This is a genomic window from Oceanobacillus sp. FSL K6-2867, from assembly GCF_037963145.1.
Taxonomy (GTDB): domain Bacteria; phylum Bacillota; class Bacilli; order Bacillales; family Amphibacillaceae; genus Oceanobacillus.
In genome coordinates this window covers 824,708-847,581 of sequence record NZ_CP150144.1, presented here as the reverse complement: position 1 = coordinate 847,581, position 22,874 = coordinate 824,708, and the positions used below count along the sequence as shown (strand labels likewise).

Below are 22,874 nucleotides of genomic sequence, written 5' to 3'. Positions count from 1 at the left end.
TATTTCGAATTTGAAAGCTCGAGGTTTGCTTTTATCATAGTTATGGTAGAAAGCAGGTTTCCGAGCTTTTTTAATTTGTTAGGAGGACGAAAGAATGGAGTTATTAAAACAAAAAATCATGGATGAAGGAAATGTATTATCGGAAACGGTTTTGAAAGTAGATTCATTTCTAAACCACCAAATTGATCCTAAGCTGATGCAAGCAATTGGCGAAGAATATGCAGATCGTTTTTATGATAGTGGGATTACTAAAATCTTAACACTTGAGTCCTCTGGGATTGCACCCGCAACCATGGCAGGTCTCGCACTTGGGGTACCAGTTATCTTTGCTAGAAAGCGCAAGTCATTAACATTAATTAATGAGCTATATTCAGCTCAAGTCTATTCGTTCACGAAAAAAGAAACAAATAAAATTTCAGTGTCCAAAGATTATCTTTCAGAGGACGATGTAGTACTTGTAATTGACGACTTTCTTGCAAATGGACAGGCGATTGCAGGTCTGGTTGATATTGTGGAACAGGCATGTGCAAAGCTTGCAGGAGTGGGTATTGTTATTGAGAAAGGTTTTCAGGAAGGCGGCAAGCAAATTCGCGAGCGTGGTATTCGTGTCGAGTCGTTAGCAATAATTTCATCTCTGGAAAATGGACAGGTCACCTTTGAAAAGGAGGCAGTGCCTAAATGAAAACTGTAGCATTAGGATTTCAACATGTTTTAGCGATGTATGCGGGGGCAATATTAGTTCCGCTAATTGTTGGAGATGCACTTGGACTGACTTCTGAACAACTGACATATCTTGTTGCAATCGATATTTTAATGTGTGGGATTGCTACAATCTTACAGGTTATGAATAACCGCTTTTTTGGAATTGGGCTCCCAGTGGTACTTGGATGTACATTCACAGCGGTCGGACCAATGATAGCAATTGGCGGACAATATGGGATCTCTGCTATCTATGGAGCAATTATTGTAACAGGTATTGTCGTCGTGCTCATTAGTGGATTCTTTGGAAGTCTGGTACGCTTTTTTCCACCAGTTGTGACAGGTACAGTAGTAACAATAATCGGTATTACATTAATCCCTGTGGCTATTAATAATTTGGGCGGGGGACAAGGAGCAAGCGACTTTGGCTCAATTACTAATATATCTTTAGGTTTTGGAACGCTATTATTTATCATATTATTGTATCGTTTTGCTACCGGGTTTTTAAGATCAATCTCTATTCTTATCGGCTTAATTGTCGGTACCGCTGTTGCTATGTTTATGGGGAAAGTAAATTTTTCAGCAGTAACAGAAGCTTCCTATTTTCACATGGTAGAACCGTTTTATTTTGGAACGCCGACATTTGAATGGTCTGCCATTTTAACGATGATTCTTGTTGCTATTGTATCTTTGGTTGAATCAACTGGTGTTTATTTTGCATTAGGAGATATTACAGAAAGAAAGCTAACGGAAAAAGATCTTTCAAAAGGATATCGTGCAGAAGGAATTGCTATCTTTCTCGGTGGAATTTTTAATGCATTTCAATATACAGCTTTTTCCCAAAATGTTGGATTGATTCAAATGACTGGTGTGAAAACAAGAAAGGTCATTTTTGTTGCTGGGGGTATGTTAATTGCGTTAGGATTTGTACCTAAAATTGCAGCATTGACAACAATAATTCCAACTGCTGTTTTGGGTGGTGCGATGGTTGCGATGTTCGGGATGGTTATTTCCCAGGGCATAAAAATGCTAAGCAGTGTTATTTCAGATTCACCGGAAAACTCAATGATCATTGCTTGTTCAGTTGGGATGGGGCTTGGTGTTACCGTGGTTCCGGAATTGTTCGCTCAATTGCCATCCAGCATCCAAATTTTAACGAGTAATGGAATTGTAGCTGGAAGTGTAACAGCCATTGCACTGAATATTGTATTCCATATGCTGCCAAAAAGAAAAACACAAACCGTTTTAAAAGAACAAAAAGCTTCGTGAAATGCATGTGCTTAAGTCGTGTTGCATTACTATACAAACAACGCATAGATGCCAAAGTCTATGCGTTTTGTTATGGAATCGTTTTTTATATAAACTTCTAATTAATGTGCATTGAGAGATTGTGCGTATCCCCGCTTCGGAAACACACTTCGCTTTTCGCGAGTGACCCGACACTCTATCCCGCAGAAGTCTTCGTGTGTTTCCTCCGCTAGAACTGGCTCACTGACTACTATTAGTAGAATACACCTAACAAGATCGGTGCTCTAAACAGTCCGGGTGAGTGAAGAGCGGTGATTCCTCGAAAATAAAAACCAATTTTCTTTGTGCGATGTAAATGCTGACGAAGCATTCCTTGTCCTGTGGGAACAGCACGTGTCTGAAGACTCGCAGGAAGTGATTTTCTTCCGGAGAGGCTGAAGCCGTGCCCACGGAAAGCATCCCCCCGGAGCGATCCCGGACGGCAACTATTGCTCCGATTAAGCAAAGAATCATTAGTTTGGAGTTTCTACCAAATACAAAGAGATTTTTGGGGAATTGAACGGGTTTTCTCCTCTTAAGTTTCAATAATAGACATTGCCACCATACTCCCATATAATTCATTATAAACGCTAGAAATGATTCGAGATACGAAGTAAGGAGAGTGAAGCGTCTGAAGAATAATGATATTGAAAATCTAGAAAAGCTAAATAAATTGCCAATTGTTGCTGTGTTGATCACTGGAGCGTTTTTAGCAATTTTAAATCAAACACTGCTGGCAACAGCAATTCCTCCTATTATGCACGATCTGAAATTATCAGAGAATACCGCACAGTGGCTGACAACAATATTTATGCTGGTGAATGGGATTATGATTCCAATTACAGCTTTTTTAATTGAAACATTTACAACACGAAAATTATTTTTAACAGCAATGAGTACATTTGCTATAGGCACACTAATATGTGCCTTTGCTCCAACCTTCATGCTATTGATGGCAGGGCGAATTGTACAGGCTGCTGGAGCTGGTATTATGATGCCTTTGATGATGACAATATTCCTGCTGATCTTTCCAATTGAAAAACGTGGTACAGCGATGGGGACTGTGGGATTGGTGATTGGATTTGCCCCTGCACTTGGTCCGGTCATTTCAGGCTGGTTGGTTGAGCATTATCCATGGCGTGCTCTATTCTATTTAGTGCTGCCTCTTTCAGTTATAAACATCATAATCGCTTACTTTGTTATGAAAAATGTAACAAGACGAACATTTCCGAAAGTAGACTACTTATCTATTATTCTATCGACCTTAGGTTTTGGTGGATTACTTTATGGTTTTAGTAGTGCAGGAAATTATGGTTGGACGAGTCTGGCGGTTATTAGCAGCCTCATTATTGGGACTATTACACTTACTAGCTTTATCCTGCGACAATTCAAGCTAGAGCAACCTATTCTTGAGTTCAGGATTTTTAAAAATAAAATCTTTACATTGACAACCATTATCGGAATGATTGCGTTTATTGGACTAATTGCCTCGGAGACGATTTTGCCGATTTACATGCAGAACATGGCTGGATTTTCTGCATTGGAATCAGGTCTCATGATATTGCCAGGGGCTTTGCTAATGGGATTTATGTCGCCGATTAATGGGAGGATTTTTGATAAAATTGGTGCGAGGTATCTGCTGATTATTGGTTTAACCTTGCTAACCGTTACGTCCTTTTTATATACAAGATTAACTGCAGAAACGTCGTTAGCTTACCTTACAATTGTTTTTGCAATACGAATGCTGGGGATATCGATGATAATGATGCCTGCGACAACTGCAGGACTCAACCAGTTACCAGCTCGCCTGATTCCACATGGCTCAGCAATGACAAATACGATGAGACAGGTAGCCGCATCAGTAGGGACTGCGATTTTAGTGACGATTATGACTGCTTCAGCCCTTCGGACAGGAGAAGAGGCACTCCCAATGGAAATGATTCACGGTGTGAATGTTTCCTTTTACATTGCGACGGTATTATCATTAGTGGCTCTTATATTATCATTTTTTATTAAAGGAACAAATTCTGCAAAAGATAAAGAAAGAATATCCGCATAAGTTTAAGGCATTCGTCTAAAGTTTTCGATGGATGCCACTTTTTTTGTTAATTTCAAGTGTTTTGCGGTTTGCCAGTGCGGATACAATACTGTGCAAAATCATTCCAATGATTACAAGCCCCATTCCTATAAAAGAAACAAAGCTTGGTAATGGAGCGCTTAAAATAATAATTTCTCCAATTAATGCAAAGACAACTTCCCCTGATTGGGTAGCTTCAACTCCGGCCATCTTCTCATTATCCTGCTGAACCATCTCCGTAGCATAGAAAAATAAAACGGTCGCAATTATTCCAGAAGAAATTGCCACGATAAATGTTTGGATGATCTGACTGGAATTTGGTATTCCATGTGCAATAAAACCATAAATTGAAAGAGCAATCCAAAAAGGCAGAGAAGCAATCGTCATACCAAGTATTCTTTGAAAGGTGTTCAACTCACCGTTTACAACTTGCATCATTTTCCGGTTGCCTAATGGGTATGCAAATGCCGAAATAACTAAAGGAATCACACATAGCAAAACACTTAATAAAGGTACAGAAGAAGCGTGTTCGAATTGCATAACGAATACGCCGGCTAAAATAATAAGCGATATAAAAATACTTTGGATTGGAATTTTTTGCTTTATTTTATTGTTTAAAAATGGTACGAGTAAGGAGCCCGCAATTATCGTCAGCTGAAATGTTGCTGCCACAAGCCATCCAGGACCATAAATTGTTGCGAATGTAAGGGGGGCATAAAATAACCCGAATCCAACAGTACTCCAGATAAGCCAAGAAACAGGTCTTGCTTTTATATGTTTGATCAAAGGCTTTATATTGCGCTGATACCCTACAATCAGAATAAGAATAGGCAGCATAAAGAAAAATCGCAGTGTTGCACTCCAAACCCAGCTGCCGCCTTCTAACTCCATGGCCCTATTCAATATAAATGTAACGGAAAAAAACAATGCAGCCAATATACCAATTAAAATTGCTTTCAATGAAATTCCTCCAAATAACCAAATCATATTAAAATAATCATATCAAAGATTAATATAATTTAAATAACTTTTTAATACTTTTGAACATGATTAATGTATTCTAGGTAAAATGAATTATAATTGCAGGTTTCATGAAGTTAATGTCGAATTGTATACATATAGATAGAAATAGGAGTGTGTCTGTAAAATGGAAACTTTACCAGCTTGGTTTTGGGTATGCTATTATATCTTTTTAATTCTAACATTAATTAGCGGCATTATAAACTGGGTAAGGCAAGTCTATAGTCCGTTGGCAGCCATGACAATCATATTCTCGCTCCTTACTCCACTTGTTGGATTTGTATACAGTATCGGGAGGACAGAGGGAATTAATGAACTTCAATATGTCTTGGAACAATTTAAAACAAGAGATATGTTATCAGTATTTATTATTTTAGTACATGTTTATTTCGGTGTTTGGTGGTTTTTGTTTTTGGATATTTGGAAATGGATAAAGAAGGTACCATTTAATGAAATATGGGAAAATAAAGCGTTAATTATTGATAAGATAAAGAAAAAAAGTAAACACACGGAAACAACAACGAGCCAGGAAAAGAAATAAACTGTAAGAAATTTAAAGATATGGGATAGGGATATGTTAGAATAAATTCAGCTATATTTGAGATAACGATACTGGAGTGAGTGTAATGACAAAAAAACTGACATCTTTTCCTCCGGTACTCCCAAAGAACCCCAAGGTTCTTATTCTTGGTTCCATGCCGGGGAAAGTCTCATTGGAAAAAGCCGAATACTATGGAAATCCCCGGAATCACTTTTGGCCGATCCTATTTGAATTGTTTCAGGCAGCCCCTGTAAAGGAATATGATAAAAAGATAGCTTTTATAAAAGAGCATGGAATCGCTTTATGGGATTCCATTGGTTCTTGTTATCGGGAAGGGAGCTTGGATTCAAATATTATCGATGAGATTCCAAATGATATTATTGGATTGCTGCGCGAATATCCAACCATACGCTTAATAGCATGCAATGGCACTAAGTCATATACAACATTTAAGAAAAATTTCAAACCAGCAGATCTTGGGGAGGTTCAAGTAATAAAATTACCATCCACGAGCCCAATTCCAGGCAGGTATACGAAATCATTTCAAGGAAAAGTTGCCTCTTGGAGTGAAATTTTAAATCATATCTAAGTACATTTTGTAATAAGATTGATAATGGGTCTTAGAGAGAAGGTCAGAAACCTTTTTAACGCGGTAATAATCGAGCCGTAAGGGGGGACTTACGGCTCGGACGGTTTCTTACAAAGTATTGGCGGCCCTGACAAGGGTACGAAAAAAAGCAATTATCCTGAGCGATTGAATCGTCAGGATGATTACTTTTTTTCATGGCTGTTCACAATTAACAAGACGAGCGTAGCAAATGCGAACATTAACTCAAGCACTTTGTCAATTGGTATCACAGGCTTCAACCCCTTTCGTTAGGGTTTAAAGCCACCATGTAAAAAAGTTGACCTTTTTTACTGCTTCTGCCCAAGCATACTCTGCAAGACCTTTCAATTAGATTATACTATACAAAAATTATAAAAAGTTTAAATTATTAAAAAATGATAACAATTCCCTAGAAATAATTGGCAGAAAATGAGTATATAGTAGAACCGCACGCTTGTTATCTAGGACTTGTTATGGGCGTCAAAATGACAATCTTAATAGGCTTTCAATTGTCATTTTTGTATAATCGCTTGATTTATTAAAAAATTATCCGTATAATGAATTTAATTTCGTAATATATTTAAAACGTTGATAAGGGAAAGTAGGATTTCCATATTTTTCTAAAGAGAGCTCCGGTAGCTGAGAAGGAGCAAAAAAGGAAATCTGAACAATGGCCTTGGAGTTTCGTAGCTGAAACGATTGTTATGAAGTAGGTTACGGCGAGATTTGGTACTCGTTATCCATACCACAGTATAAAGAACACTGATTCGTTTTTCGTACTTGATGAGGCCATATGTGTGAGCATATGGTGAAGTAAGGTGGTACCACGTACATTCAACCACGTCCTTACCGTTTATTCGGTAATGGCGTGGTTTTTTATTGGAAAATAAAAGGATTAACTTATTTGCATAAGTTTGGTGTTTTTTCGGGAAAAGGTTAATAACTAAGTGTATATACAACAAAATGGAGGGGCATCGCATGAGCAAAAATTTAGTGTTGCAAACAGATTTTGGAATTAGTGACGGAGCGGTAAGTGCAATGAATGGGGTAGCTGTTTCCGTTGATCCAGATATTCGAATTTTTGATCTGACACATGATATTCCGGAATACAATATATGGGAAGCGTCCTATCGTTTATATCAGACAATTAGCTACTGGCCAAAGGGAACAGTGTTTATTTCTGTCGTAGATCCAGGAGTTGGGACAGAACGGATGAGCGTTGTAGTAAAAACAAAGGAAGGACAATACATTGTAACGCCGAATAACGGAACGTTAACTCATATTAAGCATAGTGTTGGGATTTCTGAAGCACGAATAATTGATGAAAAAATAAATCGACTGCCGAATTCTGGAGAATCCTATACGTTCCATGGACGTGACGTGTATGCATTTACAGGGGCAAGACTGGCTGCAGGAGTTATTTCCTTTGAAGAGGTTGGTCCGAGCGTTGCAGTTGAAGAAATGATTGAATTGCCGAGAACAAAAGCAAAAATTGAGGAAGATGCGATTAAAGGAAATATTGATATTCTTGATGTTCGATTTGGCAACTTGTGGACGAATATAGGTCGTGAGCTGTTTATTGAAGCAGGGATTCAATATGGTGACACATTAGAAGTCTCCATTCAAAATAATTCACGCCATATATATAAAAACATGATGAGATTCGGCCGGTCTTTTGCAGATAGCCGATTAGGCGAACCAATTGTGTTTGTGAATTCATTGGATAAATTGGGGGTAGCTATTAATCAAGGATCCTTCGCAAAAGCCTACCATATTGCAACTGGTGCGAACTGGAAAATTAGCTTCCGTAAAGTATAACCTGCAGGGAGTTTTGAATTTTCAAATGAATGAATTTTTGATATGTTGTAAAAGAAAAGGAGATGTTGAGCTTTGACTGAAAAATTTATATTAGAAAAACGGTTGCTGGAGCAATATGATAAGAGCTATGAAGGGAATGGGATTTCTGGTGAGAGAATTGCACAGCGCCTTGGTGAATTATCGAAGATTGGCTTAACTGCAGACAATGGTTCAAACCGCCCGGGTTTTTCTATAGCGGAAAACGAGGCGAAGGAGTTAATCAAAACTTGGATGCGGGATGCTGGTCTTGATGTTTCTGAAGATGGTGCTGGAAATGTATTTGGGAGATTGGCGGGTCAGATGGATGACTCACCGGTGATTATGAGCGGCTCACATGTTGACAGTGTTCCAAATGGTGGCCACTTTGATGGACCGCTTGGTGTTTTAGCTGCACTTGAGGTTGCCGAAGCGTGGAAGGCAACTGACTATCAGCCAAGAAAGCCATTTGAGGTTGCTATTTTCACAGATGAAGAAGGATCACGATTTAACAATGGATTAAATGGCAGTGAAGCCATGATTGGAAAAGCGAATGTAGAAGAGAAAATAGAACTTCAGGACGAAGAAGGCAGAAGCTTTAAAGAGGTTTTACAAGATGTTGGATTATCTGTTCAAAGTTATGCGGATTCGGCTCGTCAATTAGATGAAATCGAATTTTTTGTGGAAGTACATATAGAACAAGGAAAACGATTAGAAAAGGAACAACTCCCTTGTGGAATTGTTACAGGGATTGCAGGTCCATGCTGGCTTGAGTTAACATTTGATGGAGAAGCTGGACATGCAGGCAATACACCAATGGATGATCGAAAGGACGCTTTAGTTGCAGCAAGTGAATTTGTGACGAAAGTTAGTCAATTGCCAAGACAAATAAATGATTCAGCAGTGGCTACAATTGGCAAACTTCATGTGGAACCAAACGGGGTCAATGTTATACCTGGTAAGGTAACCCTCTATGTTGATATTCGGGATATTTACAAGGAAACGCGTGATGAACTTGTAAATCGTGTGCTGTCGTTAAGTGCAGAAATCGCAGATACTTATCAAATTAAAGTAATTCATGAGGAAAAGGTTCGTGTTCACCCCGTTCCAATCGGTGAAGACATTCAGCAATTGTTAGAGAAAGCATTATTGGAACATGGGATTTCACCTTATAAATTACCAAGTGGGGCAGGTCATGATGCAATGATTCTAGGTGGAAAATTACCTGTTGCCATGATTTTTACACAAAGTAAAAACGGAATTAGTCATAACCCTGCCGAGTGGTCTTCTTTAAGTGACTGTGTACAAACGGTTCAAGTGCTTAAAACCTTTGTAGAAAGCTTGCAGCATGACAGAAAGTAGGATTATCTTATGGATGTTTTCTGGCTGCGTTTTGGGCTATTCAGTCTAATATGGGTGATGATGATTTTTATCGACAGTATCAATATTGCATATAGTGTGGGGCTTTTCGCCTCAGCACTTGCGATATACTTTTTTATATCCCTTCAAAAAGGGCTATTCGCTTTATTTTTTTGTCTTACATTAATAATTGGAGTACATAGCTTCTATTACGTGGATGCTTTTATGCTCACCCTTATATTATATGGTTATTGTTTAACAGATGCTGCTGTTCGATTAAAACAAAAAGAACTGATTTGGTATTTGCTCGTTACGGTTGTTGTTTCGGGCATTGGTATTTTTAAGCTTGATCTGTTTGATGTGCGTCATCTGCTTCTTTATCCATTGTTCTCATGGATGCTGTTTCTGTTAAATTATATGATAATGGAGCGGGAAGAGCAGCGGGGAATCTATGATCAGCTATTAGGCGAATATCGTAAACTAAAACGAATGAACCTGACTGCTGAGCATCATGCTCGATCAGAAGAACGCACAAAAATTGCCAGAGATATTCATGACTCTGTTGGACATCGATTAACGGCTTTAATTATGAAACTAGAAATGCTGTCCATTCAAAAAAAGGATAATAGCTTTAACGAGCTTAAACAGATGGCAAGGGAAAGTCTTGAGGAAACAAGGCATGCTGTAAAAACATTGCAATCCGAAGAAAATGAAGGAATTGCTACGGTTGTTCATCTAATTCGGAAATTAGAGGCGGAAAGCCATATTCTGGTTCAATTTACAATGAAACAAGGCGTATTATCGATTGCGCTTTCTAATGAAAAAAGCGTCGTTTTATATCGTGTAATCCAAGAAGCTTTAACAAATGCGATGCGGCATGCCCAGTCAAGAGAAGTAAAAATTACACTGGGAAAAACAGCCACAGAAGATATTTCATTTGAAATTTTGAATGCAGTTTTTGATCCCAAGCCATTTCAGTTTGGGTTTGGACTTTCCAATATGAGGAATCGAGTGGAAGAAGTTGAGGGAAAGCTGTCAGTCTATCAAACAGAAAAGCATTTTATCGTATCTGGTATGATTCCGGGTTAGGAGGAATATGATGTGGAATATTTTATTGGTTGAAGATCAGACAATTGTCCGCCAAGGGTTAAAGGTTATTCTGGAACAGGAGGCAAGTTTTAACGTTTCACATCAAGCAGAAAATGGACAGCAAGCAATAGAAATAATGGAAAAGCATTTCATCGATTTCATTTTGATGGATGTACGGATGCCAGTTATGAATGGAATAGAAGCGACACGTATTATAAAAAAACGTTGGCCAGACGTGAAGGTTTTAATTTTGACAACCTTTAATGATGATGAATATGCTGTACAAGCTCTGAGAGAAGGAGCGAATGGTTTTTTATTGAAAACAGCTGAACCTGCAAAATTGATTGATGCTGTGCACAGCTGTATGAATGGTGGACTAACGATTCATGATGAGGTAGCAGCAAAGGTAATGCCACGGCTATTGCAGACAACTAAAAAACCGAAGCTTAAAATTGCTCTTACAGATAGAGAGCTTACGATAACGAAGCTCGTCGGGGAAGGCAGAACAAATAAGGAAATTGCGGATAAACTGTATCTTTCGATTGGTACAGTTAAAAATCATTTGACCTTGATTTTACAGAAAACGGGTTTGCGTGACCGGACACAGCTTGCTATTTATGCGGTAACACATGGGATTACGGATTGAAATAGTGTCATTAAGTTGTTACAACTCTCCTGTCTCGCTAGCTTTTATCTGCTTTATAATTTAGGTAGAGCGAACGAAGAAGGTGAATTTACAAATGCTTGACATTATTTTGGATGAATTTCATTTTTCTACTCTATGGAATGGCGGAATTTTCTTATTTACAATGTTTGCTGCAATCATTTATTTCTTTCTTTTGCCAGCTTCAAAGAAACTTAGCTGGTGGAAGTCATTTGCTTTTGTACTCGGGTTAATCGTTATTTTTGCTGCCATTGCTAGTCCATTAAATGTTACTGGAAGAATTAAGTTTAGTACACATTGCCTGCAGTTGGTTTTATTATTGCTTGTTGCCCCACCACTTCTTATTGCAGGATTTAAAACAGAGATATTAGAGCGGGTAAAATCGATTAGGAACATGGGTAAAATAATTTCGGTTCTTACTAAGCCTGTTGTTGCAGGGGCTATATTTCAAGTCGTTTTTTATGGCTATCATATTCCATCCATTTTTAATTTTGCAAGAATCGATCTTTATTTAAATTATTTCTTCTTACTTGCACTTTTTCTTTCATCTGTACTGCTTTGGATACCGATTCTTTCGACAGATCAGCTGTCATGCAGCGAAAAGCGGAATTATTCATTCGTTAATGTTCTTTTACTAGCGCCTTTTGGTTTGATTTTATTATTTGCAAACACAGAGTTGTATGCGATTTATTCGGATATTAATTTATTCATGTCGGCACTAGCACTTTGCCTGCCGGATTTAACTGATGTTCCCCCTGAATTCTTTGCCTCACTCCTGCCATTTGACCCGATCCACGAGCAGTTGCTTGGCGCAATTATTTTCTTTGCCGGTATATTGATCAGTTTTACGGCTGCTACATTTCTATCAGCTAAAAAGATTTAATACAATGGGGTCCGTTTAAGAATACTTGAGCGGATCCTTTTTGGTATGTGCAAACATCAAACCAACCTCGGACTTCGAATTCTCTCTAAATCAATCTCATTAACTTTTTATATAAACTTCGAACTAACTGCCAATGTTTGAGTAAGCCCCGCCGTCCGGGATCGCTTCGGGCGGATGCTTTCCGTGGGCACGGCTTCAGCCTCTTCGGAAGAAAACCACTTCCTGTGAGTCTTCAGACACGTGCTGTTCCCACAGGACAAGGAATGCTTCGTCAGCATTTACATCCTAATTTTCAAGGAGGCACCGACCTCCGCTCACCCGGACTGGTTAGAATACAGTACTGTTTCTATTTTTTAAACCATGTTATTTATAGTGAACCAATACTAGCGCAGGAAATATACGTAGACTCCTGCGGGAGGAAGGGCATCGGTGAGACTACGCAGTGCGATAGCACAAGGAGGCTCACCAGCCCCCTAAGGTGCGCGAAGTGTATTTCCAGAACGGGTATATGCTTAATCCATAATTGACACTAGTTCGGAGTCTCTTTCAACTATGAATAAACCCATTTCTTTAAAAGTGACTTAGGTCATCATAACATTTTCCTATTTCATGACCTGAGACAGTATATTCCAACCGTTAAATTTCGTAAACTAAATTCATGGGAGGGATTTGTATGCTGGAATTAGTGGATTTGTCGAAGAAATTTAAACAAGTTGATGCTGTGAAAAATTTAAATATGTTTATTGAAAAGGGAGAAATTATTGGGTTGCTCGGTCCGAATGGTGCTGGGAAATCAACTGCTATTTCAATGCTATCTTCATTAATCGAGCCAACAAATGGTGACGTTCGCTTTCATAATAAAAGCATGATAAAGCACCCAGTGTCACTTCGAAAAGTACTTGGTGTAGTGCCCCAAGAAATCGCTTTATATGAAGATCTGACTGCGGAAGAAAATATGCGTTTTTTCGGAAGAATATACCGACTTCGAGGTGCACACCTGAAAAAGAAAATAGATGAAGTGCTCGATCAGGTCGGGCTTACTGACCGTCGGAAAGATATTGTAAAGACATATTCAGGTGGGATGAAACGCAGACTGAATATTGGTGTAGCGATGCTGCATGACCCTGAAATTATTATCATGGATGAGCCGACAGTTGGGATTGATCCGCAATCTAGAAATTATATTTTAGAAACAGTAAAGCGATTAAATAAAGAAAAACAGATGACTGTTTTATACACTAGTCACTATATGGAGGAAGTAGAATTTCTCTGTGACCGAATTTACATCATGGATAAAGGTAACCTTATTGCTTCTGGAACAAAGGATGAAATCAAACGGATATTATCGGCGGAAAAGACCATCTCAATTCGAGCGGATCGCTGGAATGATAGGTTTATTGAACAACTTAAACAAAATCCAACAATCAACCAAGTAACAGTAGGAGAAAAAGAGATTACTATTATCATTCCGAAAGAGGTAAACATGTTCTCTGCATTAATTAAGCTGGCAGAGGATACAGCGGTAGAGCTGCATTCTGTCGATGTACAGACACCGACACTTGAAGACGTATTCTTGCATCTTACTGGAAGAGCTTTACGAGATTAGGAGCTGGGACAAATGATAGGTCAAATTGTTAAGAAACAAGTATTGCTATTATTGAGAAATCCGATTCAGATTCTTCTGTTAGTCGGATTGCCAATCATCTTAATTGCTATTCTTAGTACAGCACTTGGAGGCATGATGATGAGTGGGGAGACTGCAAATATTAATGTGAAAGTTGCGTTTGTTGAACATGGAGATGAGGAAGCAGAGATCCAGCGATTTCTGGAAGATCTTTATGCTGAGGGAATGCCAGACGAAGCTATTGACGAAATCAAGATAGGGATTGAGCAGATGGCACCTGTAAGCATATTAAAAGAATCTGTTTTGGGAAGTGAAGAGGTACGCAAGTTTATAGAGGTTATCGAAGTGGAGGCTTCGGAACTTCGTGTAATACAGGATGATAATTCATATACAGCAGTAATAGAGGTTCCTGAAAATTTTACCTATGAATCATTAGAATACCTGATTCTTAATAATAAAAAATCCCAGCCTGTACTAAAGTTATCGCAAAATGATGAACAGCAAATTGGACCGATAATTGTAAATGAAATATTGACCCAATTTCAAGAACAGCTCACATTAGGGGCATTTTTACAAAAGTATGGAATTGAACAAGGTGCTATACAGTTGGATGAAGGAATGTTAACTGGTGAAGTATTAACATTGGAACAGGAAAATCCAATTGGAACACAGGAATATTATGCAGTCGGTATGACAGTAATGAATGTGCTCTTTATCGCATCAACGATAGGGACAATTGCATTTATGGAGAAAAAGATTCATGTATTTGATCGGATTATAATAGGGAATATTTCACGTTGGGAATATTTTATTGGTGTACTTCTTTCTGGAACTTTGTTTAGTTTTATCCATTTGCTGATTGTATATGGATTTTCCTGGATTGTCTATGGTGTAAAATGGCCAGATCTCTTGTCCTTCTTGACAGTAACTGCATCACTTGCAATCGCAGTAGGAGGTATTGCGGTATTGCTGACAGCAATAAGCTACCGGTTTAACTCAGAAATAATCACTAATTTTTTCACTGGTATTATTGTGACTTTGATGGCGGTCCTGGGCGGAAGCTTCTTTCCGATTGGCGATTCCTCTGCTTTTATTCGAATGCTTGGAAATCTGACTCCAAATGGCGCGGGGATGTCTTCCTACTTGATGATTTTAAGAGGGGATAGCATTTCAGATATTAGTCATCACATTCTATTTCTTGTACTGTTTGCAGCCGCCTCTATTTTCATTGCAGCAATTAGCTTTCCAAAAAGGGGGTCATCTGTATGATTGGTATTTTGCTGGCAAAATTTAAAATGTTCTCAAGAAACCCTTGGACATTTTTACTTTTTACAGGAATGTCAATCGGTTTCGCACTTATAATAGGGGGCAGTGGGTTAACGACAATCAGTGTTCCCGTCTATTCTGAGGATGAAGCAATGCAGCAATCGTTTATCAGTGAAAGGCTTGAAGAATCAGATGGATTTACATTCAATTGGATGACAGAAGATGAATTAAAAGAAGAAATCTCAGCTGGCAGGGCAGAGATGGGTGTTATTCTTCTGGAGGATGATTATCGATTCGTTATAGGCGTAGATTCTCCTAATCGTTCTATGCTCGAACAGACAGTGAATAGGGCGTATGCAAAAAAACTTCAACAAGATAAAATTTTAGATGCAGCAGACGCAACAACAGAAGCAGAGAAGAAAATTGTTCTGGAACACTTAAATGAAACAATGGATTCACCTGTATTCGATATTCAACGAAGTAGTTTTAGAAGTTCGGATGCAGTTATCTACGATGATACGTTTCAGAGATTATTTGGTTTTACTCTATTTTTTGTTATCTATACGATTGCCTACAATGTACTGCCTATATTAGTGGAGAAGAAAGATGGGTTATGGGATCGAGTTATCCTTTCGCCAGTAAAGAAATGGGAAATGTATGTTGCGAATTTAGTCTATAGCTTTTTTGAAGGATATTTACAGGTGCTTGTTATCTTTCTTATTTTCCGTTATTGGGTCGGAGTTGACTTCCATGGCAGGTTTTTGGAAACGTTGCTAGTCCTTATTCCTTATGTGTTTTCAATTGTTGCATTATCAATTTTTACAACGGCATTGGTTAAAAATGCTCAGGCATTTAATGCGATTATTCCAATCATCTCTGTAAGCATGGCAATGATTGGTGGTGCATATTGGCCAATTGAAATTGTCGAATCGGAATTCCTGCTGGCATTATCCAAGGTTAACCCACTCACATATGGAATGGAAGTTCTTAATGGTATTGCTGTTTATGGCTATTCTTTAGAGGAGCTAGTCTTTCCGATCAGTATTTTGCTTTTAATGGGAGTTGTCTTGATGGGAGTAGGGATTCACCTGATGGAAAGAAGGCATGTTTAAAATAGATAGAAAGCAGGAAATATGTCTCGCAAATTTGGGCTGTTTTTCAGTCTATAGTCACTAATACCCCTCCAATTTTGGAGTCAATTACGAATAATATAGTGCGAACTGTAATAAGAATAAATAGTTAGATTCCGGGTTTTTCTGTTCAGAATCTAATTCATATACTTCTAAGAGGTTGTTCAATAGAAAATAGTACGGGGGATTAAGATGACATTAGAGAAGCAACTAATTAATAAGTGCTATTATAAAACATTTACAGAAGGTAGTGAAAATGAACACCCAATAAAGGTGTTGGGTGAATTGTCTATCCTTGAGCAACAGAAGGAAGTGACCGATTTGTCCTATATTCGCTTTGCTCAGGGGGAGGTATATTTTCAAAATAAGGATTATGAAACAGCAATTTTTAAATGGGAAAATATTCATAATGAGCTAATGCCATGGGCACAGAAGAATATTGCGGATGCAAATTTCGAACTGGGTTTTTATGAAATTGCGGAGGAATACTATAAACTTGTTGAAACCGATTCGGATGATTTAAAAGTAGAGGTGCTTTTGCAGCTATTTTCATTATATATACAACGTGACAAACTTGAAATGGCAGCAAAATCAATCAAGAATGCTGTTGAATTAAGCCCTGATTATCCGCATGTGACTGATATGGCTCGTTCATTCTTTGAGGAACAACAGGACTATGCGAGCGGAGTTGAGCTAGCTGTAGCTGAGGCAATTCGAACTGAGTCGCTATTTTGGTTTGAGGTTTTGGAGGCGTATGTAAAGGATGGGCATACAGCAGCAACAGCACCAGCGTATTTTCGTGAACTATTGATGACCTTGTATATGGTCAATCAAACGCGTTTCGAAAGTATCGTTGCAGCGCTTTGGGACAGTTACAAACAGAATGATTTGTATTTCCAATGGCTCAAGGAAATCAATTATCTTCTGTCAGATATAAATCCAAGACGATCGAATTGGCAAGAGCTTTCAAATCACTATAAAGAAACGTATCTGCAATTAATGAACGGTACTTATTTAATAAAGGATTTATCTGATTATATACCTTTCCATTTGACCAATTGGATAAAAATAGCTACTGGTTCTGATACACTGGCAGCTTCATCGGCTGTGTTAGCATGGAATGAGCTGTTTCCTTTATTGATGAATGATTCGGTAGTAAGTGAGGCAGAGGGCTTGATGAGCCAGTCTAATCATAATAATAATAAGCGTATGGGTGACATATTCCTGATTTTCGAATCGATTCGGAAATGGGCAAATGGTATGGGTTTATCCATGGGAGAACATACAGAAGCGATAATCGATGAGCTGCTTGATTCAAACAATTTTCACCTGCTGATTACAGGTAACGAACCAACCAGAAAAGCATCTATTGTAAATGGATTGCTTGGCAAAGAGATGGCTGCTGCTTCGAACACCGCTACTGTCTTATTTAAACATGACGACCAAGAAGATATTAATGTCATTACAGACCAAGAAGAAAAAAGAAAACTTGAGCTGGATGAGTTCATGCAAGTTGCAGAGAATGAACAGGCACACGTTCGCTGTGAAATGCCAATACCGTTTTTGGATAAAAATAAACTTGCTTTAATTGATGCACCGGTACTTGCCGATCAAAGGAAGACTAAAAAAGATGTAATTCCCTATCTTTATTTAGCGGATAGTCTATTGTTTGTTCTAAATAGCGATTCCATTTTGACTTACAAAGAAATAGAGATGGCAATCAAAATCAGAGAGCGTGTACCAGAGCTGCCGATTCATTTTCTCTTGCATACCGTGGATCAAAGCACGGACAAACTGGAGACAGTGGAATGGATGGAGAAAACAACATCCTGGATTCATACGTATTTTCCTAATGCAAAGATTCTCGCCTTCTCACAATTTGATAAACATAATAGCCAATTAGAAGCATTTATTCAATCCATTATGAATGGCTGCAGCTTGGATGAGGGAAGCGAACGCAAAATCCTCTATTACAGTAAGCAATTGATTAAACTGCTGCCTAAAAAACGACTAGAATTGGAAAATAACATTATTAATACAATAAAATGGAATGAAGAGATGATCACAAAGCTAGATGGTGCAGTAAATCAATTACGTGATACGGAAGAGGAAAAAACGCAGATTATTAAAAGAGATTACAGTAAAATTGTAAATAAAGTAAGACAGGATTTGTTGGCAAGCATCCCTGATTTGCTGAAAGATTGTGCTGAATTAATTAAAGAAGATACCGATTTTGAAAATATACATGTGACGTTAAATGACGAAATGAATAAGCGGATCAATAAACATATTGATGAAACAGTCTTGCCAAAGCTGCATGAAGAAATTCAGATATGGATTGCGAGTAGTGAAGCGGAGTTCAGTGATTGCTGGGCACTATTAAATGAAATGAGCGTGAGTTTTAATCAACTATATGATGAAGAAAAGCTAAGTTTGGCCTGTGATTTTAAAGTGTTAGATGACTGGCGCCGGGATATGAACCGTATGACTATGAGTAACTTACAATTGGAAAAGTTCAATATTATAAAGGGTTCCGTCTCTTCACAGTTATTCATGAAAAGTGCAGGGAAATTGCTTGGTGCCATTTCACAAAATAAAGGAACGCTGCAAAATAAGTTTAAACAAAGTATTAAAAATAAGGATTACACGAAAGATGCACAATCAATTACAAATACGTTTATGCAGCAATTTGAGTTTTTTGGAAAAACACTGGAACGGGATATTACGATATTTTTCACAAATCCTTTTGACGAACTGAAAAGAGCGATAGAAGAAAAACAGCAGGAGATTACAGCAAATGAGCAATCGCTAAATAATATGCGAAATAATCTGGAAGTTTATACCGATCCGCTTACACTGTTTGAATTAAATATTCGTCAATATGAGTGGATGAATCACTCAGAGGAAAAGATCGTCGAATATCGTTAAGATTTTGATGTAATAAATATAGCGCATGAGATCTCCAATTTTGGGAATCTCGTGCGTTATTTTATGTGGTATAGCGTTGTATCCCCTGAAAAGTTGGCTGTTTTTTCTCAAGGTTTACAAAAATAAAAAATACTCAACCGAAAGGCACCATTATCTGGATATCCCATTACGGCGATTTTCTAGTATAATAGTCTTATAAAACATTCAAAAGTTCGGTGGAAAAGACACATTGTGCAGGGGGAACTTCGGCTTACAAGAGTTGTGTTGAAAGTCGAAATCACTCTTTCTGAGAAAGTCCTGTAAGGGGAGCTTGCCGTCTTGCTTCGAACCAGCGGACATACTAACACTAGTGTTGGCGCTTGCTACAGAATGTCCGACCACGGTCCTTTTCACCCCCCTTTTGAACTTGCATATATACAGCTACTGAAAGGAGCGTTCATGTGAAGTGGAAGAAACATTGGAAGAAAATTGTAACAGGAATCATTGTGATACTGTTAATTATAGATGGTTTGGCAGGTTTATTCTTTTATAATCTGGCCATTGAACGTAATGTAAAAGACTTTTTAAATGGCAATGCTGATTTGGAAGTTTCTGCGGATACGATGGATGTTTTGCTAGCAGGAGACTGGCGTGATTGGTCGCGTGAGCAGGATTTTGAAATATGGGAAATGAAGTCTCGTGATGATCTGTCCTTGAAAGGCTATTATTTAGAGGCAAAGAAACCAACCAATAAAACAGTAGTATTTGCTCATGGCTACCTTGGTCGCGCAACGGACATGTCTTTATTTGGTGAATATTATTATGAAGAGCTTGGCTATAATATGTTTACAGCTGACCTACGAGGTCATGGGGAAAGTGAAGGCGATTATATTGGTTTTGGCTGGCATGACCGGTTGGATATAGCTGACTGGATTGATAGAATTATAGCAGAGCTTGGAACAGATACTGAAATCGTGCTTCATGGCATTTCTATGGGAGCTGCTGCCGCATTGATGGCTAGCGGCGAAGAACTCCCGGATAATGTGAAGGCAATTGTTGCTGATAGTCCATATACATCGGTGGATGATCTGTTTGCTTACCAGCTTGACCGAATGTTTCATCTCCCTGCATTTCCGATATTGCCAGCGACCAGTCTTGTTACGAATATAAGAGCTGGTTATACTTTGAAAGAAGCTTCTGCGCTGGAACAGGTGCGAAAAGCAGAAATACCTATCCTTTATATCCATGGAAAAAGTGATACATTTGTACCGACAAAAATGACAAAAAAACTGTACGAAAATACAAAAAGCAATGCCGAAATTTACCTTTATGATGATGCGAATCATGGGGAATCTTTTGTTAAACATCGAGATTCATATATTGCAGTGTTAAATTCATTTTTAGATAAATATATTCCGTAAAAAGAGGTTCTCCATAATGGAGGGCCTTTTTTTATGCATTATATATACGTTGTAAACAAAGGATTTCAGGGAGTTAACAAAAACTTTATGTATATTTATTAATATTTTTTTATAAATATACTTGCATAAAGGTCGCGGTATTACTATAATAATGAATAATTCAAAATATATGAAGGAGCGGAATCTATTGAAGAAAGTAGCAATTATTGGTGGAACAGGTTATGGAGCAATTGAGCTAATCAGACTATTACAGCTTCATAAAGAAATGCAAGTTGAGAAGATTATTTCACATTCACAGTATGGAGAAACGATTGCTTCAATCTACCCTCATTTAACGGATTTTATTGAAGAACCAATGCATGAGCTGCAAATAGAAAAACTGCAAGAAGAGGTTGATATTATATTTTTTGCAACACCTGCTGGAGTGACGAAGGAGATATTGCCGCAATTATCCAAGCCTGATTTGCAATGTATTGATCTTTCTGGTGACTTACGACTTAGTTCACCAACGGAATATGAAATTTGGTATGGAAAAGATGCTGCTGCGCCACAGTTGCTAGACAAGGCTGTTTATGGTTTATCGGAGCTTTATGCCGAGGAAATTAAGCAGGCAAGTGTTATCTCAAACCCTGGGTGTTTTCCGACATCTGTCTTACTCGGATTAGCACCGGCATTGGAACATCAGATTTTGTCGCCGCAAGGAATTAGTATTGATGGAAAGACTGGCATATCGGGTGCTGGAAGAACACCGACAGCTAAAACACATTTTTCAGAGACAAATGAAAATGTTACGCCATATAAAATTGGACAGCATCAGCATATACCAGAAATAGAGCAATATTTATCGGATAAAGCAAAGGCCCCAGTTACCGTAGCTTTTGCAACACATCTTATTCCGATGACAAGAGGTTTAATTTGTACCATGTATGGGCAATTAGTGAAGAAGACGACAACAGAAGAACTGCTTGAAATCTATCAATCTTATTATGAAAACAGTCCGTTTATAAGAATACGAGAATCAGGGGTTTTTCCTTCGACAAAGGATGTTTATGCAAGTAACTTTTGCGATATTGGTATTCATGTGGATGAACGCAGTAACCAAATCATTATTGCTGCAGCAATTGATAATTTGGTTAAAGGAGCCGCAGGGCAAGCAATCCAAAATGCGAATTTAATGAATGGCTGGGAAGAGACAATGGGGTTACACACAATACCGGTTTATCCATAGGGGGCGGAAAATATGACAATTACAATCGAAAGCAAGCTGCAAGTATTAAAAAACGGGCACGTCACAAGTCCAAAAGGGTATTCAGCAGGTGGTGTCCATTGTGGGCTTCGTAAGACAAAACTAGACTTCGGGTGGATTCATTCGGAAAATCCAGCTACAGCTGCTGGTGTGTACACCTTAAATACTTTTCAAGCAGCTCCGTTAAAGGTGACGAAAGAAAGTATTGAAAAAGAACAGTTAATCCAAACGTTAGTCGTTAATTCAGCAAATGCCAATGCTTGTACTGGAGAGCAGGGATATTTGGACGCTCTGGAAACACAGCATAAAACGGCGGAAAAAATGGGAGTAGCAATTGACCATGTCGCTGTTGCCTCAACTGGAGTTATTGGCGTACCGCTTCCAATGGAGAAAATCAATGTTGGTATCGAATTAATGGATAGTCAGAACAGCCCAGAGAACTTTGAAAAATCGATTTTAACGACAGATACCGTAACAAAGCATATTGCCGTTCAATTGGAAATCGATGGTCAAACGATAACAATTGGAGGAGCTGCAAAGGGGTCGGGAATGATTCATCCGAACATGGCGACGATGCTTTCATTTATGACGACAGACGCTGCGGTGGAAGCAGCTAGTTTGCAACAGGCACTGCGGGAAGTGACAGATCAGTCGTTTAACATGATTACAGTCGATGGAGACTGCAGTACAAATGATATGGTTTTAGTGCTCGCAAATGGAAAGCAAAAAAACAATATATTGAGTGATCAGCACCCAGAGTGGCAAGTATTCAAGCAGGCCTTGCAATTTGTCAGTAAAGAGCTGGCGAAGATGATTGCTCGAGACGGAGAAGGTGCAACGAAGCTCATTGAAGTCCAAGTCAGTGGTGCTTCATCGGTAACAGCAGCCGGTCAAGTAGCAAAAGCAATTATTTCTTCTAATCTAGTAAAAACAGCTGTTTATGGTGCAGACCCGAATTGGGGACGAATTGTTTGTGCAATCGGCTATAGTGAACAGCCGCTTGATCCACAAAAGGTATGTGTCTCTTTAGGTGATATCGAGGTAGTAAAGAATGGGCTCCCAGTAGAATTTGATGAAGCAGAAGGAGAACTCTATCTTGGCAATGAAACGGTCGTCTTAAAAATTGACTTGCAAAATGGACCGCATGAAGCAACAGCATGGGGCTGTGATTTAACATACGATTACGTAAAAATAAATGCTTCTTATCGAACTTGAGGTGTG

General features: G+C 38.5%; 18 protein-coding genes and 1 other annotated feature. Of the genes, 17 read left to right on the top strand and 1 reads right to left on the bottom strand.

Annotated elements, in window-relative coordinates:
• Positions 1-94 precede the first annotated feature (94 nt).
• The 3 genes from NSQ77_RS03960 (at position 95) to NSQ77_RS03950 (ending at position 4,045) form a co-directional block, all read left to right on the top strand.
• Positions 95-682, top strand: coding sequence for a xanthine phosphoribosyltransferase (locus NSQ77_RS03960; protein ID WP_339228931.1), 588 nt, complete (start codon positions 95-97; stop codon positions 680-682).
• Complete coding sequence (locus tag NSQ77_RS03955) at positions 679-1,968, top strand: nucleobase:cation symporter-2 family protein (protein WP_339228930.1); 1,290 nt, start codon at positions 679-681, stop codon at positions 1,966-1,968. Before NSQ77_RS03960 ends, NSQ77_RS03955 begins: the two co-directional genes overlap by 4 nt.
• 649 nt (positions 1,969-2,617) lie before the next feature.
• Positions 2,618-4,045: a DHA2 family efflux MFS transporter permease subunit gene (locus tag NSQ77_RS03950; protein WP_339230930.1), complete on the top strand. Its 1,428-nt coding sequence runs from the start codon at positions 2,618-2,620 to the stop codon at positions 4,043-4,045.
• A gap of 15 nt (positions 4,046-4,060) precedes the next feature.
• Here the strand turns inward: NSQ77_RS03950 and NSQ77_RS03945 are convergent, their stop codons facing one another.
• Positions 4,061-5,023 carry a multidrug resistance efflux transporter family protein gene (locus NSQ77_RS03945; protein ID WP_339228929.1) on the bottom strand — a complete coding sequence of 321 codons (963 nt, stop codon included), beginning with the start codon at positions 5,021-5,023 and terminating at the stop codon, positions 4,061-4,063.
• Between the two features lie 187 nt (positions 5,024-5,210).
• Here NSQ77_RS03945 and NSQ77_RS03940 point away from each other — a divergent pair, with 187 nt between their 5' ends.
• The 14 genes from NSQ77_RS03940 to argJ all read left to right on the top strand — a co-directional run bounded on the left by NSQ77_RS03940 (position 5,211) and on the right by argJ (position 22,868).
• A complete protein-coding gene (locus NSQ77_RS03940) occupies positions 5,211-5,624 on the top strand; it encodes a hypothetical protein (RefSeq protein WP_339228928.1) in 414 nt (137 codons plus the stop codon).
• A gap of 85 nt (positions 5,625-5,709) precedes the next feature.
• Positions 5,710-6,213 carry a DNA-deoxyinosine glycosylase gene (locus tag NSQ77_RS03935; RefSeq protein WP_339228927.1) on the top strand — a complete coding sequence of 168 codons (504 nt, stop codon included), beginning with the start codon at positions 5,710-5,712 and terminating at the stop codon, positions 6,211-6,213.
• 597 nt (positions 6,214-6,810) lie between these two features.
• Positions 6,811-7,082, top strand: a binding site (T-box leader).
• Between the two features lie 127 nt (positions 7,083-7,209).
• Positions 7,210-8,049 carry an S-adenosyl-l-methionine hydroxide adenosyltransferase family protein gene (locus NSQ77_RS03930; RefSeq protein ID WP_339228926.1) on the top strand — a complete coding sequence of 280 codons (840 nt, stop codon included), beginning with the start codon at positions 7,210-7,212 and terminating at the stop codon, positions 8,047-8,049.
• A gap of 72 nt (positions 8,050-8,121) precedes the next feature.
• Complete coding sequence (locus NSQ77_RS03925) at positions 8,122-9,426, top strand: M20 family metallo-hydrolase (protein WP_339228925.1); 1,305 nt, start codon at positions 8,122-8,124, stop codon at positions 9,424-9,426.
• 9 nt (positions 9,427-9,435) lie between these two features.
• Positions 9,436-10,512 carry a sensor histidine kinase gene (locus NSQ77_RS03920; RefSeq protein ID WP_339228924.1) on the top strand — a complete coding sequence of 359 codons (1,077 nt, stop codon included), beginning with the start codon at positions 9,436-9,438 and terminating at the stop codon, positions 10,510-10,512.
• Between the two features lie 10 nt (positions 10,513-10,522).
• On the top strand, positions 10,523-11,158 hold the full coding sequence (locus NSQ77_RS03915) for a response regulator transcription factor (RefSeq protein ID WP_339228923.1): 636 nt from the start codon (positions 10,523-10,525) through the stop codon (positions 11,156-11,158).
• A 94-nt stretch (positions 11,159-11,252) separates the two neighbouring features.
• Complete coding sequence (locus tag NSQ77_RS03910) at positions 11,253-12,059, top strand: cytochrome c oxidase assembly protein (protein ID WP_339228922.1); 807 nt, start codon at positions 11,253-11,255, stop codon at positions 12,057-12,059.
• A gap of 673 nt (positions 12,060-12,732) precedes the next feature.
• Complete coding sequence (locus NSQ77_RS03905) at positions 12,733-13,665, top strand: ABC transporter ATP-binding protein (protein WP_339228921.1); 933 nt, start codon at positions 12,733-12,735, stop codon at positions 13,663-13,665.
• A gap of 12 nt (positions 13,666-13,677) precedes the next feature.
• On the top strand, positions 13,678-14,952 hold the full coding sequence (locus NSQ77_RS03900; protein WP_339228920.1) for an ABC transporter permease: 1,275 nt from the start codon (positions 13,678-13,680) through the stop codon (positions 14,950-14,952).
• Positions 14,949-16,061, top strand: a complete 1,113-nt coding sequence (locus NSQ77_RS03895; RefSeq protein ID WP_339228919.1) for an ABC transporter permease — start codon at positions 14,949-14,951, stop codon at positions 16,059-16,061. The genes NSQ77_RS03900 and NSQ77_RS03895 overlap by 4 nt, the downstream gene beginning before the upstream one ends.
• A gap of 210 nt (positions 16,062-16,271) precedes the next feature.
• Complete coding sequence (locus tag NSQ77_RS03890; protein ID WP_339228918.1) at positions 16,272-19,007, top strand: GTP-binding protein; 2,736 nt, start codon at positions 16,272-16,274, stop codon at positions 19,005-19,007.
• Positions 19,008-19,447: 440 nt separating this feature from the next.
• Positions 19,448-20,407, top strand: coding sequence for an alpha/beta hydrolase (locus tag NSQ77_RS03885; protein WP_339228917.1), 960 nt, complete (start codon positions 19,448-19,450; stop codon positions 20,405-20,407).
• A gap of 187 nt (positions 20,408-20,594) precedes the next feature.
• On the top strand, positions 20,595-21,635 hold the full coding sequence (gene argC, locus NSQ77_RS03880) for an N-acetyl-gamma-glutamyl-phosphate reductase (RefSeq protein WP_339228916.1): 1,041 nt from the start codon (positions 20,595-20,597) through the stop codon (positions 21,633-21,635).
• A gap of 12 nt (positions 21,636-21,647) precedes the next feature.
• Positions 21,648-22,868, top strand: coding sequence for a bifunctional ornithine acetyltransferase/N-acetylglutamate synthase (gene argJ / locus NSQ77_RS03875; protein ID WP_339228915.1), 1,221 nt, complete (start codon positions 21,648-21,650; stop codon positions 22,866-22,868).
• Positions 22,869-22,874: the final 6 nt, after the last annotated feature.

Coding starts and splice junctions, on each gene's coding strand:
- NSQ77_RS03930 (WP_339228926.1), top strand. CDS start 7,210: ATGAGCAAAAATTTAGTGTTGCAAACAGATTTTGGAATTAGTGACGGA.
- NSQ77_RS03890 (WP_339228918.1), top strand. CDS start 16,272: ATGACATTAGAGAAGCAACTAATTAATAAGTGCTATTATAAAACATTT.
- NSQ77_RS03920 (WP_339228924.1), top strand. CDS start 9,436: ATGGATGTTTTCTGGCTGCGTTTTGGGCTATTCAGTCTAATATGGGTG.
- NSQ77_RS03915 (WP_339228923.1), top strand. CDS start 10,523: ATGTGGAATATTTTATTGGTTGAAGATCAGACAATTGTCCGCCAAGGG.
- NSQ77_RS03935 (WP_339228927.1), top strand. CDS start 5,710: ATGACAAAAAAACTGACATCTTTTCCTCCGGTACTCCCAAAGAACCCC.
- NSQ77_RS03910 (WP_339228922.1), top strand. CDS start 11,253: ATGCTTGACATTATTTTGGATGAATTTCATTTTTCTACTCTATGGAAT.
- NSQ77_RS03905 (WP_339228921.1), top strand. CDS start 12,733: ATGCTGGAATTAGTGGATTTGTCGAAGAAATTTAAACAAGTTGATGCT.
- NSQ77_RS03895 (WP_339228919.1), top strand. CDS start 14,949: ATGATTGGTATTTTGCTGGCAAAATTTAAAATGTTCTCAAGAAACCCT.
- NSQ77_RS03955 (WP_339228930.1), top strand. CDS start 679: ATGAAAACTGTAGCATTAGGATTTCAACATGTTTTAGCGATGTATGCG.
- NSQ77_RS03960 (WP_339228931.1), top strand. CDS start 95: ATGGAGTTATTAAAACAAAAAATCATGGATGAAGGAAATGTATTATCG.
- NSQ77_RS03900 (WP_339228920.1), top strand. CDS start 13,678: ATGATAGGTCAAATTGTTAAGAAACAAGTATTGCTATTATTGAGAAAT.
- argJ (WP_339228915.1), top strand. CDS start 21,648: ATGACAATTACAATCGAAAGCAAGCTGCAAGTATTAAAAAACGGGCAC.
- NSQ77_RS03940 (WP_339228928.1), top strand. CDS start 5,211: ATGGAAACTTTACCAGCTTGGTTTTGGGTATGCTATTATATCTTTTTA.